11 protein-coding genes are annotated in these 18,351 nt (G+C 58.4%); 2 read left to right on the top strand and 9 right to left on the bottom strand.

Annotated features, from left to right (window positions below; genetic code table 11):
* Nucleotide 1 precedes the first annotated feature (1 nt).
* The 3 genes from PspCFBP13528_RS05095 to PspCFBP13528_RS05085 form a co-directional block, all read right to left on the bottom strand.
* Nucleotides 2–1,099, bottom strand: a complete 1,098-nt coding sequence (locus PspCFBP13528_RS05095; RefSeq protein WP_137199740.1) for an amino acid ABC transporter permease — start codon at nt 1,097–1,099, stop codon at nt 2–4.
* A 10-nt stretch (nt 1,100–1,109) separates the two neighbouring features.
* Nucleotides 1,110–2,291, bottom strand: coding sequence for an amino acid ABC transporter permease (locus tag PspCFBP13528_RS05090; protein ID WP_065951701.1), 1,182 nt, complete (start codon nt 2,289–2,291; stop codon nt 1,110–1,112).
* Nucleotides 2,292–2,363: 72 nt separating this feature from the next.
* Nucleotides 2,364–3,395, bottom strand: coding sequence for an amino acid ABC transporter substrate-binding protein (locus tag PspCFBP13528_RS05085; protein ID WP_016978213.1), 1,032 nt, complete (start codon nt 3,393–3,395; stop codon nt 2,364–2,366).
* Between the two features lie 345 nt (nt 3,396–3,740).
* Between PspCFBP13528_RS05085 and PspCFBP13528_RS05080 the strand changes: the two genes are divergently transcribed.
* Together PspCFBP13528_RS05080 and rhlB are read left to right on the top strand one after the other, a co-directional pair.
* On the top strand, nt 3,741–4,397 hold the full coding sequence (locus PspCFBP13528_RS05080) for an alpha/beta hydrolase (protein WP_065951700.1): 657 nt from the start codon (nt 3,741–3,743) through the stop codon (nt 4,395–4,397).
* A gap of 95 nt (nt 4,398–4,492) precedes the next feature.
* Complete coding sequence (rhlB, locus tag PspCFBP13528_RS05075) at nt 4,493–5,953, top strand: ATP-dependent RNA helicase RhlB (RefSeq protein WP_065951699.1); 1,461 nt, start codon at nt 4,493–4,495, stop codon at nt 5,951–5,953.
* A 157-nt stretch (nt 5,954–6,110) separates the two neighbouring features.
* On the opposite strand, the gene PspCFBP13528_RS05070 is transcribed toward rhlB, so the two are convergent.
* From PspCFBP13528_RS05070 to PspCFBP13528_RS05045, 6 genes are all read right to left on the bottom strand, one after another.
* Nucleotides 6,111–10,859 carry an RHS repeat-associated core domain-containing protein gene (locus tag PspCFBP13528_RS05070; RefSeq protein ID WP_137199739.1) on the bottom strand — a complete coding sequence of 1,583 codons (4,749 nt, stop codon included), beginning with the start codon at nt 10,857–10,859 and terminating at the stop codon, nt 6,111–6,113.
* 83 nt (nt 10,860–10,942) lie between these two features.
* Entirely contained in the window at nt 10,943–12,925 is a 1,983-nt protein-coding gene (locus PspCFBP13528_RS05065) for a hypothetical protein (protein ID WP_137199738.1), read from the bottom strand.
* A gap of 242 nt (nt 12,926–13,167) precedes the next feature.
* Nucleotides 13,168–13,617, bottom strand: coding sequence for a molybdopterin synthase catalytic subunit MoaE (gene moaE / locus PspCFBP13528_RS05060; RefSeq protein WP_137199737.1), 450 nt, complete (start codon nt 13,615–13,617; stop codon nt 13,168–13,170).
* 2 nt (nt 13,618–13,619) lie between these two features.
* Nucleotides 13,620–13,862 (bottom strand): molybdopterin converting factor subunit 1, encoded by a 243-nt coding sequence (moaD, locus tag PspCFBP13528_RS05055; protein ID WP_038448994.1) that lies wholly within the window; start codon nt 13,860–13,862, stop codon nt 13,620–13,622.
* The gene (moaC, locus tag PspCFBP13528_RS05050; RefSeq protein WP_065951695.1) at nt 13,859–14,332 is read right to left on the bottom strand and encodes a cyclic pyranopterin monophosphate synthase MoaC; all 474 of its coding nucleotides are present in this window, start codon (nt 14,330–14,332) and stop codon (nt 13,859–13,861) included. Before moaC ends, moaD begins: the two co-directional genes overlap by 4 nt.
* Before the next feature lie 115 nt (nt 14,333–14,447).
* A complete protein-coding gene (locus tag PspCFBP13528_RS05045) occupies nt 14,448–18,176 on the bottom strand; it encodes an autotransporter serine protease (RefSeq protein WP_137199736.1) in 3,729 nt (1,242 codons plus the stop codon).
* Between the last annotated feature and the right edge of the window lie 175 nt (nt 18,177–18,351).

Below are 18,351 nucleotides of genomic sequence, written 5' to 3'. Positions count from 1 at the left end.
CCTAACGCTTGTGGCCTGTGTCGAGCTTGTGTTCCAAATGAATGGAATAGCGCGACATACCAAAACAGAAAATCCAGAACACCAGGGCGGCGAACACGTAGCCTTCGGTGGCCATGCCCAACCATTTCGGGTCGGCGGCGGCTTGCTTGACGCTGTTGAGCAGGTCGAACAGGCCGATGATGATCACCAGGCTGGTGTCCTTGAACAACGCGATGAAGGTGTTGACGATGCCGGGGATCACCATCTTCAGGGCTTGCGGCAAAATCACCAGGCCCATGCTGCGCCAGTAACCTAGCCCCATTGCTGCGGCCGCTTCGTACTGACCTTTGGGAATCGCCTGCAACCCGCCGCGCACCACTTCCGCCACATAGGCCGACTGGAACAGGATCACGCCGATCAATGCGCGCAGCAGCTTGTCGATGCCCATGCCTTCAGGCAGGAACAGCGGCAGCATCACCGAGGACATGAACAGCACGGTGATCAACGGCACGCCGCGCCAGAACTCGATGAAGGTCACGCAGACCACTCGAATCGCCGGCATGTTCGAACGCCGCCCCAACGCCAGCATGATGCCCAGCGGCAACGCGCCGGCAATGCCCACGGTGGCGATGACCAGGGTCAGCATCAAGCCGCCCCATTGGCTGGTGGCCACGTTGGTCAGCCCGAACGCGCCGCCGTGCAGCAGGAGGAACGCGATGATCGGGTACAGCACCAGAAAGCTCAGGCCATAGACCGCCTTGCGTTGAAAACGCGAGATGAACAAGGGTGCCACGCCAACAATCGCCAGCCATACGGTGAGGTCTACGCGCCAGCGCAGGTCGCCAGGGTAGTAGCCGTACATGAACTGGCCGAAGCGCTGTTGGATGAATACCCAGCAGGCGCCTTCCTTGGTGCAATCGGCACGCGTGGTGCCAACCCAGTTGGCATCGATGATCGCCCAGCTGAGAATCGGCGGCACTACCAGGTAGATCAGGTAGAACGCCAGCAACGTCAGCAGCGTGTTGAGCCAGCTGGAGAACAGGTTGGCGCGCATCCATGCCATCGGCCCGAAGACTTTGTTCGGCGGCGGCATATCAGGTTTGAACGTATGTGAACTCATGGGCGTTTCCTCACCGCTCGATCAGCGCAATGCGCTTGTTGTACCAGTTCATCAGCAGGGAAATGCTGATGCTGATCGCCAGGTACACGCTCATGGTGATGGCAATGACTTCGATGGCCTGACCGGTCTGGTTGAGTACCGTGCCGGCAAACAGCGAAACCATTTCCGGGTAACCGATACCGGCCGCCAGCGAGGAGTTTTTCGCCAGGTTCAGGTATTGGCTGGTCAGCGGCGGAATGATCACCCGCAGGGCCTGCGGGATGATGACCTTGCGCAGCGTTGGCCCAGGGCGCAGGCCCAGGGAACGCGCGGCTTCGGTCTGGCCGTGGCTGACGGACTTGATGCCCGAACGCACGATCTCGGCGATAAACGCTGCCGTATAAACGGTCAGTGCCAGGGTCAGTGCCAGCAGTTCGGGGATGAGTACCCAGCCGCCGACAAAGTTGAAGCCCTGCAGCTTAGGCATTTCCCAGTGCAGCGGTGCACCGAAGATCAAGGCGCACAACGCCGGGATCACGATGATCAGCGCCAGGCCCGCCCAGAATTTGTGGAACGGTACGCCGGTCGCTTCAAAGCGCTTGTTGGCCCAGCGAGCCATCAGCACGATTGCGACAATCGCCACCACCCCACTGACCACAAACGGCCAGAAACCGTCGGCTGCAAGCGCTGCCGGCATGTTCAGGCCACGGCTGCTGACAAAGAAGGTGTCGCCGAAATTGTGGCTGTTACGCGGCCCCGGCATGGTCAGGAACACCGCGAAATACCAGAACAGGATTTGCAGCAGCGGCGGAATGTTGCGGAACACTTCCACATACACGGTTGCCAGCTTGTTGATCATCCAGTTCGGCGACAGTCGCGCCACGCCGATGATGAAGCCGAGCAGGGTCGCCAGGACCACACCGATCACGGTCACCAGCAAGGTGTTGAGCAAACCGATCACAAACACCCGGGCATAACTGTCCGACTCGGTGTAATCGATCAGGTGCTGCGCGATGCCGAAGCCGGCACTGCGCTCAAGAAAGTCGAAACCCGAGGTAATGCCCCGGTGCTGCAGATTGGTCTGGGTATTGTTGAAGAGGTACCAGCCCAGCGAGACCACCGCCACAATCGTGATGATCTGGAAGAGCCACGCACGCACTTTGGGATCGCTGAAGCTGAGCTTCTGCTTGGGTGCGCCGATTTGATTTTGCATGAAGTGCCCCGAAAAGAATGGAACAGAACATCACCCGGCGGTTGGCCCACCGGGTGACAGAACCATCAGCGATCAGCGCACAGGCGGTGCGTATTGAATGCCGCCGTTGTTCCACAGCGCGTTCAGGCCACGGTCGATTTCCAGCGGGGTGCTCTTGCCCAGGTTGCGCTCGAACACTTCGCCGTAGTTACCGACTTGCTTGACGATCTGTACGACCCAGTCTTTCTTCACTTTCAGGTCTTTGCCGTATTCGCCGTCAGCACCGAGCAGACGAGCGACGTCCGGGTTCTTGGTGGACTTGGCTTCAGCTTCGACGTTTTTGGAGGTGATACCGGCTTCTTCAGCGTTGAGCATGGCGTAGCCCACCCAGCGTACGATGGCCAGCCACTCGTCGTCGCCGTTACGCACGACCGGGCCCAGGGGCTCCTTGGAAATGGTTTCCGGCAACACCACGTAGTCCTTCGGCGCGGCCAACTTGCTGCGCTGGGCGAACAGTTGGGACTTGTCGGAGGTCAGCACGTCGCAACGCCCGGATTCCAGCGACTTGGCGCTTTCATCGGAGGTGTCGAAGGTGATCGGGGTGTACTTGAGGTTATTGCCACGGAAGTAGTCGGAAACGTTCAGCTCGGTGGTGGTACCGGCCTGGATGCAGATGGTTGCACCGTCCAGCTCCTTGGCACTTTTCACGCCCAGCTTGTTGTTTACCAGAAAGCCGATGCCGTCATAGTAGGTGATGAAGCCCGGGAATTTCAGGCCCATACCCGCATCGCGGGAGCTGGTCATGGTGGTGTTGCGCGACAGGATGTCGACTTCGCCGGACTGCAGCGCGGTGAAACGCTCCTTGGCGTTCAACTGGCTGAACTTGACCTTGGTCGCGTCACCGAAAACGGCGGCGGCTACGGCGCGGCACACGTCAGCGTCGATCCCGAGGATCTTGCCGCTGGCATCCGGCACCGAGAAACCCGGCAGGCCGTCACTCACGCCACACTGTACAAAGCCTTTCTTCTGCACGGCGTCCAGGGTGGCGCCAGCCTGGGCAAAACCACTGACACCCAATACAGCGGCCGCGGTCACGATGGCCAGGGTGGATTTCAATACCTTCATTCAAACCTCCAGTTGCTCTTGTTGTGTCGGAGCTCCAACCTCAGCGCACCCTTATGAGGCGATATCGACCCGTGTTGGCTTTTTTTGGGGTCGAGCAGCATGAGATCTTTGCGGTAATTCCAGGTGCTTTCCTACAAGCGGCAGTCACTGATAGTGTTACCGCCCTAGGAGAGTTCTGACATCGACCTACACATAGCAAGGCTCGTACCAGAGTACTGGCTGAGTCGTTGAGTGCCCTGTTCAATGGCAAAAGATTCAGCCTTGCGACATTCTCTTAACAGATCAACCTGTCGCGCACCGTTGCGACGCACCCAATCGGAGCGCCTGCACATCTATGGAGCAAACATGACCGAACCCTTGATTCTAGAGCCCGCCAAGCCTGCAGATGCCTGCGTTATCTGGCTGCATGGCCTGGGCGCCGATCGCTACGATTTCCTGCCGGTGGCCGAAATGCTGCAGCAAACGTTGCTGACCACCCGCTTCGTTTTGCCCCAGGCGCCCAGCCGCCCGGTGACGATCAACGGTGGCTACGAGATGCCGAGCTGGTACGACATCAAGGCCATGAGCCCGGCCCGTTCGATCAGCCTGGAGGAACTGGAAGCGTCGACCGACAGGGTCACGGATTTGATCGAGGCGCAGAAGAGAACCGGGATAGACGCTTCGCGTGTTTTCCTGGCAGGTTTTTCCCAGGGTGGCGCAGTGGTTTTCCACACAGCGTTTAAAAAGTGGCAAGGCCCGCTGGGTGGCGTGATCGCCCTCTCCACTTACGCGCCGACCTTCGACGATGACCTGGAATTATCCGCCAGCCAGCAACGCATCCCTGCCCTGTGCCTGCACGGCCAGTACGACGAAGTGGTACAGAACGCCATGGGCCGCAGCGCCTATGAGCATTTGCAGACCCGTAGTGTCACCGTGACATGGCAGGAATACCCAATGGGACACGAAGTGTTACCCGAAGAGATACGCGATATCGGCACTTGGCTGGCCGAGCGCCTGCGCTGACCTGCGCGTTTATGTAGTTGTATGACAGACGCACTACGCCGCGCCCGATTCTTGCATTACACTGGCCGGCGTACATTCCTTAACCAATTAATGAGATGACCGTGCTCAAAGCACTCAAGAAGATGTTCGGCAAAAGCGAGGCTGAGCCGCTCGCGCCTGTTCCCAGTGCTCCCGTCCCGCCAACCGGCAGCCGCAACGACGGTAAGCAGCCCGCCCGGACGGCACCTGCTGCCCAGCCGAAAGTGACCGCGCCTGAACAGACAAAACCGGTCGAAGTCGCTGCCGCGCCAGCCGCGCCAAAGCCTCGCCGCGAGCACGCCCCGAAGCCGGTCGTCATCCCGTGGAAACTCGAAGACTTCGTCGTCGAGCCCCAGGAAGGCAAGACCCGCTTCCACGACTTCAACCTGGCCCCGGAACTGATGCACGCCATCCAGGACCTGGGCTTCCCGTACTGCACACCGATCCAGGCGCAAGTGCTGGGCTTCACCCTGGCCGGCAAAGACGCCATTGGCCGCGCCCAGACCGGCACCGGCAAGACCGCCGCGTTCCTGATCTCGATCATCACCCAACTGCTGCAAACGCCGCCGCCCAAAGAACGCTACATGGGCGAACCGCGCGCGCTGATCATCGCCCCCACCCGCGAACTGGTGGTGCAGATCGCCAAGGACGCCGCCGACCTGACCAAGTACACCGGCCTCAACGTGATGACGTTCGTCGGCGGCATGGACTTCGACAAACAGCTCAAGCACCTCGAAGCCCGCCACTGCGACATCCTCGTCGCCACGCCGGGCCGCCTGCTGGACTTCAACCAGCGCGGCGACGTGCACCTGGACATGGTCGAAGTGATGGTGCTGGACGAAGCCGACCGCATGCTCGACATGGGCTTTATCCCGCAGGTGCGCCAGATCATCCGCCAGACCCCACCGAAAAACGAACGCCAGACGCTGCTGTTCTCCGCGACCTTCACCGAAGACGTGATGAACCTCGCCAAGCAATGGACCACCGAGCCGTCCATCGTCGAGATCGAGGCACTGAACGTCGCCAGCGAAAACGTCGAGCAGCACATCTATGCCGTGGCCGGTGCCGACAAGTACAAGCTGCTCTACAACCTGATCAACGACAACGGTTGGGAACGCGTGATGGTCTTCGCCAACCGCAAGGACGAAGTGCGCCGCATCGAAGAACGCCTGGTGCGCGATGGCGTCAACGCCGCGCAACTGTCGGGCGATGTGCCGCAGCACAAGCGCATCAAGACCCTGGAAGGTTTCCGCGAAGGCAAGATCCGCGTGCTGGTGGCCACCGACGTGGCCGGGCGCGGCATTCACATCGACGGCATCAGCCACGTGATCAACTTCACCCTGCCGGAAGTGCCGGACGACTACGTACACCGCATTGGCCGTACCGGGCGTGCCGGGGCTGCGGGCGTGTCGATCAGCTTTGCCGGGGAAGATGACTCGTATCAGTTGCCGTCGATCGAGACGCTGCTGGGGCGCAAGATCAGTTGCGAGACGCCGCCCACGCATCTGCTGCGCGCTGTAGAACGCAAACGCCCTTAAAAGCTGAAACGCGGTCAAACATGTGGGAGGGGGCTTGCTCCCGATAGCGGAGCATCAGTCGATATCTTCATAGACTGACACACTGCAATCGGGAGCAAGCCCCCTCCCACATTGCTAATGTTGTTGGCTGAGCATCAGCCTCTTGCAGCGCCCCCTCCTACCCTCGGTACACCTCACTCAAGATTGACTGACGGACTCGCCTACCTTCCTCCCTGGACGACTGGTAATAATTGCTGGCGCTGGCCGGCATGTCGATGAGTGTCGCCAGCACCGGTTGTGGTTGCGGCTGTTCCTGATGCCGTTTTGGCGACGCGCCGTCATCAGACTCATTCAAGAGTGCGTCCACGGCGTCATAACGTCCCTTTGATGAGCGCACTAAATTAGTCAGCCTGAGAAGACTTCGAGTAGTACCAAATGCCTTGCTGAAAGAGGTTGGAGCTTTAGCGGTACCAAATTTAAAGGTTCTGCCCAAGGCGAGTCTGGTTCCACTTCTAAGGGCCGCACTCATGGCGGGAGTACCATAGTTCATCGGACGCATCGCAAGTTTTCCAGCGGCCGATGCTATTTTTGCCGCTTTATACGCATCGGTCGCCGCCTTCAAAGCGCTGACACCGGTCGTCGCCCAGGAAGCTATCAAGAAGCCGAAAGACGCCCACTGCAGTTTTTTAACAAGGCTGGAGCGGTCCCATCCGTTCGCGTGATCCACCGCCGCCACAGCCAACCCGGCGGTACCAAATGCACCACCAACGATACCCAATGCGGCGGTGGCCGCCGCCGATATTTGCAGTGCGGTGGCCGCAGCCAAACCAACCGCCGCAATGCCCACCACGCTACTCCCTAGCGACACAACCGCCAGGGCTAATGCTGCCCCCGTCAGAACCCATTGCAACCAGTTCGGGAGCAGCCCGCTGGGGTCCATCATATTGACCGGGTTACCCGCACAGTAGGCATAACCGTTGATCCCCCCCTCATCAAAGGGACTCAACGGATCGGCCTGCAGAAAAATCATCAGGTCAGGATCGTAGGCCCGCTGGCCATTGCCCAGGAAATAGAGGTTAACCGCCGCATCCAGCCGCTGACCATTGAACGCCAGTAGTTGCAGGTCGGCCATGGTTCGGGCCTTGCCGTCATTCAGGTTTATATGAGCATCGCCGTAAGGTGTGTAGTGCCGCCGAACATGCACCTGCCCGGGTGCCGACACGCCGCGCACACTGCCGCTGGCATCGGTGACATGCAGTTGCGGCCCATCCACGCCCCCACTGCGCGCAACGACCTGATCTTCAGCGACGTGATAACGGACCTTTCTGTCGCCTTCAACCAGGGTCTCCAGACGCTCGCCGGAATATGCCAGCATCACTGGCCGCTCTTCGGCGCGGCGCGCGAGCACTTGCCGAGCATCCGCATCGTATTGATAGCTGTAGGTAAAAGGACCGGCCTGCACCTCGACCAGTTGCTCCAACGCATTGAACCTGTAGACCTGCCCCGAAGGCCCTGTCAACAGGTTACCCGCCGCATCATAGGCCAGGGTGAAGTCCTGCACCGGATGGGTGTGGGTGACACGGGTAAGCTGGGTCGGATCCGTACCGGTGAAAAAACGCTCGCAGGTATCTTGCGTGCCATCGGCAAAGGACGTCACCACTTGCGTGATGTTGTTCAGGCTGTCAAAGCTGAAATCCTGCCCGACAATGCCGCGCCCCCGGTGATCCTTAGGATGTTCAAGGCCCTCGCAGCGATAGGCGGTCAGCCGCAAGTAGGCGTCGTAGGTAAACGTCTCACCGATCACCAGCTGTGCATTGGCATCACGAAGAAATCGCGTGGCCAGCATGCTGTTGGGGTGATACGTGCTGGTCATTACTTGCAACGATGCGCCGTTTTGCTCGAAACGGCGCTCGGTTTCTCGACCCTGAGAATCATAGGAAACTCGAGTGATCACCTGCATATTTTCATGGGTGGTGGTCAGTGTACGGGGCCGGCCAAACGCATCGTAGTCCTGCTCGATCACCAGGTTACCGGTGGTCATCCGCTGAAAGCGTCCCTGCGCGTCGTAACAGAGCTGGCTGCGCTGGCCATCGGCGCTGGTTTGATGCAGCAAGCGTCCGCCAGGGGAATGGCCGTACACTGAGGTGGCGACCGAACCATTGGCCGTTTGGACTTCCTTCTCCGGATAGCCGTACGCGTCGTGAAACACCTCATGAATCAGGCCACCGGTCTCGGAGCGGGTCAACGCGCCGGAGGTCAAGTCATATTGGTAATTGCGCACGGCAAGCGCTGCCACTTCACTACGGCAGAGCACGTCCAGGTGTTTATCGTAAGTCAGCTCTTGACGCGCGCCCTGCGCAGAAACCATGGCGACCGGTTCCATCCAGTCCGCTTCATACTCCCAAGTGACAGCCTGCCCTGTGCCACGTGCCTGGCTGGTCATCCGGCCCAAGCTGTCGAACGTACGAGCCCCTAACCGCTTGCCATCGACAAGGAGTGCGCTGACCTCCTCGCTGCTTGTGCCAGGCGCATACTCGTTCGTACGCAACCGCTGCGGCGTGCCGTCTGCCGGAGTCTGCAGGGTAGTGAGCAGCCGGTTGTGCGGGTCATAGGTAAATTGGGTGAGGTTTTTATCGATATCCAGTACAGACAGGCAGCGACCCAGGCCATCGTAGGTGCGCGACTCCACTTCAACGCGATTGTCATCAGCGTCGAGGCGCTCCGTCTCTATCGGCTGATTGTGTTCGTTAAAACAGATTTTCAGCCGCTCCCCGCCTTCAACGCCCTCTATTTTCAGATTCAGATACGGATCGTACTCATCGACCTCCACGCTGCCATCGGCACGGACCACACGACTGGCATTGCCCCAACGATTGTAGGTGTGGGTGGTCTTCAAAAACCGCGGCCCGTCGGGCAGATAGTCGATACTCACCACCTCCACCGTCCGCCCCTGCGCGTCATAACGCCAGTTTCGGGTGGGACGCTCCTGGTCATCGCTCATCATCTGGGCTTCGGCAACCTGGCGTCCCAGGCCATCGTAATAAGTGATTACCCGGTTACCCTGCGCATCGGTAGTGATCAGGTGAGCACGCTGACCTTGCGTCGCGAAATGGTAGGCGTAGCGCCGTACCGCTTGTTGCGGCTCGCCGGGCGACGCCGTTTCCGCAATCAATCTGCCACTGACGTCGTATGCCAGCGCCAAGGTGATGCCTGCGTCTCGCGTCATCGACAACAGGCGACGGTTGACCAGAGAGAGGGTGCGCACCGACTCCAGCCATTGCCCCTCCCGTGCCTGTAAACGTCGGGTTTCACTTAACGTATCGCCGTTGATGGTGTAACTGAAATGGCTGGCCAACGACAGCCCGTCAATGATGCTGGGGGTACTCCTCAAACGGCCGGCCAGCTCGACAGGTGCTTCGTAATACGTTTGCTGCAAGCTGACGATGCCGGCCTGGCTAATCGATTGCTGAAGCACAAAATAACGGCCGTCAGTGGACGGCACAGCTGTGTGGGTGTACTCGGTAAGTCGAGCTGTCGGCGTGCCCCCGGCCGGGATGAGGCGCTCTTGTTTCAGGTAGCGCTGGAACAATTCATGTGGGTCGGCGGGGCACTTTCCGGGCTCGCCTTTAATCGGGTAGTAGCTGTATTCGGTGCGTACCCCGGAATTTTCGGTGCGGCTCAGCTCGTTACCGTAGCAGTCTGTCTCGATCTCGACCTTTACCATCCGTTTCGCGCCACCCGCCACCAACGCGTAGCACGTGGTGATAACTTTGGGTAACTGGAGATTGGGAGGCTGCGCCGGAAAGAGCCCTGGGCACACGTTATATTCAATGGTCCTGGTAGTCCGGGTGCCCTCGCGCAGGACCTGTTCCTCGGTCAGCAGGTGGAATTTGTTGTAGGTAGTGCGAGTAACGCTCAGCGGCTTACTGGTTGTGTTATCGAGGTGGGTTTCTTCCGTCCAATAGTCATAGGCACTGCCTATCAGATATAGATTGTCCTCGCCCTCACGAAAACCGCCTGAAAAGGGGTAGCCGGTGAAATTCCTGCCTGGGCTGTAATTATAGGTACGTGACATGCAGGGCTGGCTGGCCGCAGGCGTCTGGACCCAACTGGTGACGCGAGGGATGTGTTGCCCATTGGCATACTGATGGCCGTTTTCAGCATAGTTGATCAACTCATCGCCGCCCATCGGTGGGCGCACTCGTTCGATAGCGATCATGCCGTTGCGAAAAGCAGATGTGTACTCCAGCACATAGCCTGCACTCGCGGGCGGTTTAGTGCTGTCATAAGGCGCCGTGACACCCGTCAGTCGAGCATTGGAGTAGGTGAAGCGCATACGTGCATAGCGACCTCCGTCGACCCGTGTGTCAACCATCGAGAGGCGCCCGTTGGCGTACGTCAGCGATAACAGTACTTGCTGGTTGTGGTCGAGAATTCGCGCAAGCGATCCGCCATCGGGATATTCCCATTTCAGACGCTCACCGTTCTCGAACTGGATGGCTACGATACGATAGGGCACGGTACTGCTGGTACGCTGCAAAACCTCAACCGTGCCGTCCTTGTAAATCACATGAAGCGTCGTGGCATCCGGCCGCTTGACGACCAGGTCTTGAAGCTTGCAGTCCTTGATCACCAGCGTGCCGCCCACAGCAGGCAGGCTCTGGGTGCTGAACTGCTCACCGCTGAGCAATGTTAGCCGCGAACGGGCGATATCAAACTCGGTATTGCTGATGCGCCAACCGGTGCCATAGACGCCCGATTCGAGACTCATCATGGAGAATGACAGCGCGATCTTTCTGCTCACCTCCAGCGGGCCTTGAGGGTAGACGGTTGCCAAGTGAATCTGGAAACCGTATTGGCCCGTACGCGGGTCAACCGAGCCACCGAGATACGAGCTGAAATTGAATGCATTAGAGTAAACATTCATGACATACCTCCGCGCAAAAGACAGTGGCTACGACTTCTCCGGCCTCCACCCTATATTGAGCCAACAAGATTCATACCACCTATTCAATTGTGGTCTTGCAAGAGAAGCCTATGCGTATCTCTTTTTATCAAAAATGCATGTTCGCAGCCAAAATTATCCCATAGTCGCCAAGGCGAGGTCCTATGACCTTGATCGATAGCGTTAGCCGAAGAGACCCTAACTGCACGCATGATTGTATTGACCAAACCAAACCTTACGAAGGGATTATAACCATCCACCACTTCAGGTAACCCTCGATGAATGTCTTTGTGGCGTAGTTGCAAGGCCGGATTATCCTTCGATACGACCACTCCCCCCTTTAAATAATCTTTGCCAGCTAAGTTGCTGAACGAGGTATGAAAATAATCACCTTCCAGGCTGACATTCATAGGGCTGTCAACCCCCCTATTCACCAAAAACCTCAACCCAGCGGGAGGTGTCCAATAATAAACATCAATATCAGTCTTGGTACCAAGATTCGAGTAAGCGTGTTCATCAACAGTCAGATTAAGATCATCTACCTTCAGCACATAGGGTCTTACAGGAGTAATACTCACCCAGGAATCAAACTGATCTTCACCAGACCTATAATTGGTTGTATAAACCTTTCCATTTATAACTATCCGGGCCATAAAACGTTGATATTCTATAGGCGTACTCGAGTCGAAACGCATAAAGCGATCAAAGGTTTCTATATGGGCAGGCAACGCAATAGCCTGGTGCTGCTCCTGAAGCGGTTGCTCCTGAGCTAGTGAAGGCGATCTCGCCCTCAGACCGGTGTCGTATATGTTTTTAATAGCGTCACAGCTCCAACCTCGAGGAAGAGGCTCATTCAGGTTCGCAGAATATCGCGTCACCGTAATGCTAGCTTCCTCCTCAGGTTTCAATGGCACGGGCCTCCATATACCATCAGCCCCTTCCTCATCGGCTATCACTTCAATTATAACTTTACACTGATGACGATTATTAGCATAAAGTTCGCTGGTCGAGTCCTGACCATTAGGCAGCCTGATTCTAAAATGCGCGACCCTTTTACTTGGCTCCGACACCGGCTCCAGCGAAAGGCGATTGCCACCCTCTGTTGGATATAGTTTGAAACAACGCAACGTTCCGAAATTATCTCGCAGCGTCCAAAAAGCAGGTTCAGTAGATTCAGGAAGGACAGACATGAAAGCACGAAGGCGGGCAGCCATCATATCCACGACGAATTGCCAGCGAACGTTGGGATCCGGTGGCGGGGTTGCAGGAAGAAGGTGGTGAATCATTGTGATCAGTAGTGGCTGTACCGAATCAGGAAGGCCCTTGAAAATACCGCCTTTAAAATTTGATTGAACTCCATAAGCTGTTTGGAAGTACTGCCCTTCGCCGCTCACAGGCAGAGGCTTTAAAAGCCCATAGTTCTGGACAAATCTCAACCCATCCTTCCCCTGCCAGCCGTATATATCAACTGAAACATTGTTGTCGCTATAGGCATTATAGTCCACATAGCTGTCCAAGTCGGTTATGCGTAATTGACAAGGCGCAACCGGGGCAATAACAATCGACGAGTCAGCTCCCGCGCTTTTCTCGGAAAAACTCTCAAAAAGAAGCTCTCCCTCCAACACAATCGTGGCCATAAACTCCCGTGGCTCAAGAGATGCGCTTTGCGCAACTCGCATATAACGACTGAAAACCTCTATGCGTGAATCCAGTACATTCGGTATCGACACATTATCACTGTCTTCTTTAGACTGCCGACTCCACAGTCCTAGACTGAATTCATTTTTCTCCGTATCGCATACCCAACCCTCTGAGTTACTTCTATAACCTGGCTTTTGAGCAGGCACAATTCTTATACTCGCCCGTTCCTCATCACTCAAGACCACATGATGCCACGAACCCACTTTACCCATGGCTTCTTTCAGCACCTCAACAACAATCTCACATTGATGATGACCATTAGCATACAGTGCACCGGAGTAGTCAGTTCCGTCGGCAAATCTGACTTTAAAATGTGAAAGCCGTGCCTTTCTTGACGATGCTATCATTTCGTTCTCCAGCGTTACCAAACTACAACAAATAGCGAGCACACAAATTCCATCCAGGACCTTTGCAGCCAGATAAATGCCTGACCTGGAACTATTAGACACAGAAAGAACCTGAGGTTTTAACTGTCAGATTTGACAGTTAGATAGATCTATTCGAAATAAGATGAGGGGGTTGGTGGGGGGTTATTTCAGCAGGAGCATTTAATATAGATTGGCGTGCGAGCGGTACCGATAGCAGACACTTAACCCCAACGGTCAGCCGCCGCATAATCACTACCTCGCCCTTCCACCCAACGCGGCCCCTCTGGTGTATTTTCCTTCTTCCAAAACGGCGCCCGCGTCTTCAAGTAATCCATCACAAACGCACACGCCTCAAACGCCGCTTGGCGATGAGCACTGGCCGCCGCGACAAACACAATCGGCTCACCCGGTTCCAGTGCACCGATGCGATGCAGCACCTCCAGCTTGAGCAACGGCCAGCGCTGTTCAGCCTCCACGGCAATCTTGGCCAGGGCCTTTTCGGTCATGCCGGGATAGTGTTCAAGGAACATTCCAGACACATCACGCCCGTCATTGAAGTCGCGCACATAACCGACAAAACTCACCACCGCGCCCACGCCGACATTGGCCGCGTGCATCGCGTTGACTTCAGCACCGGGATCAAAGGCTTCGACCTGCACACGAATGGCCATGCTCAGCCTCCGGTCACGGGCGGGAAAAATGCGACTTCGTCACCGGCTTGGACCGGCTCGTCGAGATTGCACAGCTCTTCGTTGCGCGCGCACATCAGACTCGCCTCGTTGAGTACTGCGAACTCCGGGTCAGCGGCCAGGGCCAGGCGCACGGCATCAACGGTGGCAAACTCACCTTCCATCTCCAACGAATCAAAGCCCACCGCTTCGGCGTAACGCGCAAAAAACAGTACGTTGATGCTCATTGCTGATCCGCCTTGAAATGCCCGCTTTTACCGCCCAGCTTCTCCAGCAGGCGAATGTTTTCGATGGTCATGCCACGGTCCACCGCCTTGCACATGTCGTAGATCGTCAGTGCCGCGACGCTGGCGGCGGTCAGGGCCTCCATTTCCACGCCGGTCTGGCCGGAGAGTTTGCAGCGCGCCAGGATATGCACGGCATCCACACCGTCGGCACGCAGCTCGACCTTGACGCCGGTGAGCATCAGCGGGTGACACAGGGGGATCAGATCACTGGTTTTTTTCGCCGCCTGGATCCCGGCAATGCGGGCCACGGCAAACACGTCGCCCTTGGGATGGGCGCCGTCGACAATCATTGTCAAGGTGTCGGGCAACATGCGCACCCGCGCTTCGGCCACCGCCTCACGGAACGTCACGGCTTTGTCGGTGACGTCGACCATATGGGCGCGACCTTGGGAATCGAGATGAGTCAGCACAGGGATACTCCTGATCAGGAGCGGCAATTGTAAACCCGTGGGTCAAATTTGCGCAGGGCTGTTTGTCCCATAAATAAAGGGGTGCAATGCACCCCTTTACCCACAACTTCCAGGGTTAGAAACGGAAGGTAAACCCGGCGTTGATGCCGTTGTTGTTACCGCGGTTGGACAGCAAGCCGCTGTAGTTCAACGACACCAGGGTGTCTTTGGTCAAGGCCATTTGCGCACTGGCCTTGATCACCGCCCCGTCCCTCGCCACCGGCACGCTGTTGACGGCGAAGGCCGTGTCGCTGCCGGCAAACTTCAGCGAGGCTTCGCGATCGGTATCACCGAACTGATGCTCCCAACCCAATTCACCGCGCAAGGTCACCGCCGAGGTGGAGCTGATCGGCAATTGCGTATGTGCACGCAGGCCCAACGTAGAAAGCGTCGCGTCCTGGCTTTGCTTGCTGGCGTGCAAGGCCGCAGCGCCGCCTTTCTCCTTGAGCGAGTCGCTTTGATAGTTCAGGTACGTGAGGTTGGCGAAAGGTTCGAACAGGTTCCACTGGGTGTAACCGATCTCGGCGAACACTTGGTCGGTGCGCGCGCTGTAGTCGGCCTTGGCATAGTCCGACTGATTGGCGTAAGCCACCCGTCGCGAAGTGTCCAGGCGGTGCCAGGTGGTAGCGCCCCCCAGGCGCAGGGCAATGGCTTCGAAACGTTTGCCGCCATAGATCGACAGGTGATAGTTGTCGCTGTCCGCCGAAGCCGACCGGCCGTTGAGGTGGCTCTGGGTATAACCGGTCGCCGCCCCCACCCGCCAGCCATCACTCACCTCGGTATCCAGGCCCAGCAGCACGCCGCTGGTGGACGAGGAATAACCACTGGCGTTGTTGTCACCGCTGACGTTATTACGCCCACCCAGCAGTTGCACCCAGCCGCCGTTGTCGCCGGCCTGGATCTGCGCGCTGGAATCCAGCGCCTGGGCCTGTTGCAGGCGACCGTTGACCGCTTCACGCAGGTAGCGGCTGTCGGCCATTTGCGCCGCCGCCACATCCGAGTGCAATTGCCCCGACAGTTGTTTGAACGCGTCCCGTGCCTGGGCGGCGGAATCCGAAGCCAACAGGCTTTCGTAGACCGGGCTGCCGGCGCCCAGTGTCTCGGCCGCCGTCGCCACCGCCCGCTCGTTACGGGTTTGCGCGACGCTGGCGAACGTGGTCTGGTTACGCGCGATCGCCAGCGTCAGTTGGTTCGGTTGGTAGTTGAGTTGCGTGCCGATAAACAGGTAGTTGGGCGCGAACGCCGCAAACTGGCCATTGATGCCCTGGCTGGCGCTGAGGATGCTGAACTGCTGGCCCAGCAAGCTGCGCGCCTCGCTGGCGGACAGCAGGTTGGGGCTGTTCTCCAGGGACACGTTCACCACACCGCCATTAAGGGTCGCCACGCCGCTGCTCTGAATCTGGTCGCTGCGCCCATTGGCGCCGACTTCAACGGCATACACCGAGCCCGGGTTGAAGGTGACATCGCCGGTGTGCAGCGTGCCAATCGAATGCCCCGGCGCTACACGTCCGCCATTGTTGACGGTCAAGGCGCCTACCGTGCCGTTGCCGGCCAGGGTACCGCCCAACGTGGTGACCACGCCGTTGTCCGCATTGCGCGTGCCCGCGGCGCTGCCATCCACCATCACGGCAGAGGTCAACACGCCGTCCACCGACAACTTGCCACCGCGCACCCAGGTGCTGCCTGAATAGCTGTTCTGGCCTTCCAGCACCAGTTCGCCGTCCCCCGACTTGACCAGGCTGCCGACGTAGGTGGCGCCTGTGAGCAAGTCCTGGCCACGGGTAAGCGTCGCCTGCTCCCGGGCATGGCCGATCTCGTATTCAAACTGGTCGTCGGCCGAGGCATTGGCGGGCAGGCCATTGAGCCAGCCCTTTTGCTGCTTGGTGGCAGTCCAGGTCGCCTGCTCGGCAGTATCTTCCACGCGGCGAGCGCGAATGGCCTCATCGGAAATCGGGTTGGCCCAGATATCACGGGTGCCGCTAGGCAAGGCCACCGCCACCGCACCGAGGAACTGCCCCGGCCCTTGCATGGCTTTTTGCAGGTTGGGCAAGCCCCAGCCACTGACCACGCCGGGCACTTGCGGCGTACCCGGCGCGGCATCGTGCACCGGTTGCAGGTTGTCGTAGGTGCGGCCACCCGTCAGCTCGCCGACGGGTGTGTCCGGGCCATCCGGCGCCTGCAAGCTGGAGGTGGTCAGCAACACGTCCCGCGCCTGGCTGGCGGTCATGTAGGGAAAGCGCTGGATTACCAGCGCCAAGGCGCCGGAGACGCTCGGCGCAGCGGCGGAGGTGCCGTTGGCGTTCGGGATGATTTCACCCTCAGGCCCGGTGGACGGGATACCCGACACGCCCATCACGCACCACCACTTCGAGGTACCACAGCGGTTGTAGACCTGGGCGCTGGTCTCGTCGTAGCCGGTGATCGCGAGGAATTTGCCTTCGATGTCCGGCTTGAAAAACGGCAGGTTGGCGTTGGTGTCCGGGTTGGCACCGTGGCTGTCGTTGCCCGCCGAGATGATCTGGATAAAAGTGTTTTGCCGTGCGGCGTCGGCCATGGCGTCCATCCAGGTTTTGCGCCCGGCGTGGGCCTTGTCCCAGAACGGGCGATAGGCCGCGGTCATGTCGCGCAGGTTTTGCGCTGCGCTGTCGCCGACATTGCCGAAGTGGTTCTCCACATCATCGCGTGAACTTTGCCCCCAGCTCTGGTTGACGATCGACACGTTCTTCGCCGCCAGGGCGTTATAGCTGGCCATGAACGCGTTGTAGTCGAGGTCGTTGGAGCCCTGGTACCGATCGTTGTCGCTGCCGCCTGTGTTGGCGACAAAAATATTCGTATCGAAGGCGATTCCGTGCATACCGGTGCCGTTGCGGCTTGCCCCGAGCACACCGGACATTTCCGTACCGTGGCCATCGTTGAACGCCGGGTCATATTCACCGGAGATACTGAAATGTTCACCCTGCTTGAACTCGCCGCTGGGCACTTCAAGACGGTAGCGTGGATGGGTGGCGTAATACTCGCCGGTGGAGGTCACCGCCTGCACACGGTCCTGGCCCTGGGCATTCTTGCCCTGGAACTCGAAGTGTCTGGTGAGAATGCCCGAGTCCAGTACACCGACATTCACGCCTTTGCCGGTGATGCCCAGAGCATAGGCGTAGTACGCGTTGGTGCGGTCCAGGCCGGAGTTGACCTGGGCTTCCGGGGTCTTCCAGGTTTGCGCGTTGGCGCTCCAGTCACGGGTCGCGCCCGCCCACGACTGGCCGGCGTTCAGTTGCCCATTGAGATTGCTGCTCACGCCCGGTTCTACGTAGGTGTAAGGCTTGGCAGCCGGCAGGTTGGCGATGATGGCCTTGGAGAAATCAAGAATATTGGTGGTGTAGCGACCGTTGTTGCTGAACAGCCGGCTGCGGTAGTAATCCAGGCGCGAGGCGTAGTCCAACGGCCGTGTGGTATCGCCGAGCATGGCGCCGATGGTGAGGTTCTCCGGTTGCAGCTCGTAGTTTTGCTTGAGGGCCGAATCGAACTTGCCGGACTGGGCGGCGAAATCCTTGGCCGCCAGGTCGACGATATCCGCGTAGGCAAACCGCAGGTTCTTGTAAACGTCGGTGTTGGGCCCGAATGACGCCACGGCTTTCCTGAACGCCGATTCCAATACGTGTGACGTGTAAGGGTTGTCATCGGCCCAGGCCATGGAGCCCTGCCCCAGCCATAGGGCCAGGCCGAGTGCGATAGGTGTCAGGGGGATCTGCTTGAAACGAGTGGCGCGGGTGCGTTGTGACAAAGTGAAGCCATTACCTGCTACGTCCATTTTCCTTTCCCTTTGGATATGTGCGTCGTCAATGAGCGATGTTTCGGGCTTTTGTAATAGGCAGGGTCACGGAGAAAACCTTAAGGCAGGTGTTCTGAATATTCGTCGAATCAAGGAGGTGGTGTTCCGACGGGGTCACGCAGTGTTCTTATGATGTTGACCGCGGAAAAATGTA

Origin of the sequence: Pseudomonas sp. CFBP13528 (assembly GCF_005233615.1) — a bacterium.
GTDB lineage: Bacteria > Pseudomonadota > Gammaproteobacteria > Pseudomonadales > Pseudomonadaceae > Aquipseudomonas > Aquipseudomonas fluorescens_AM.
This window is presented reverse-complemented; position numbering and strand designations above follow the sequence as displayed.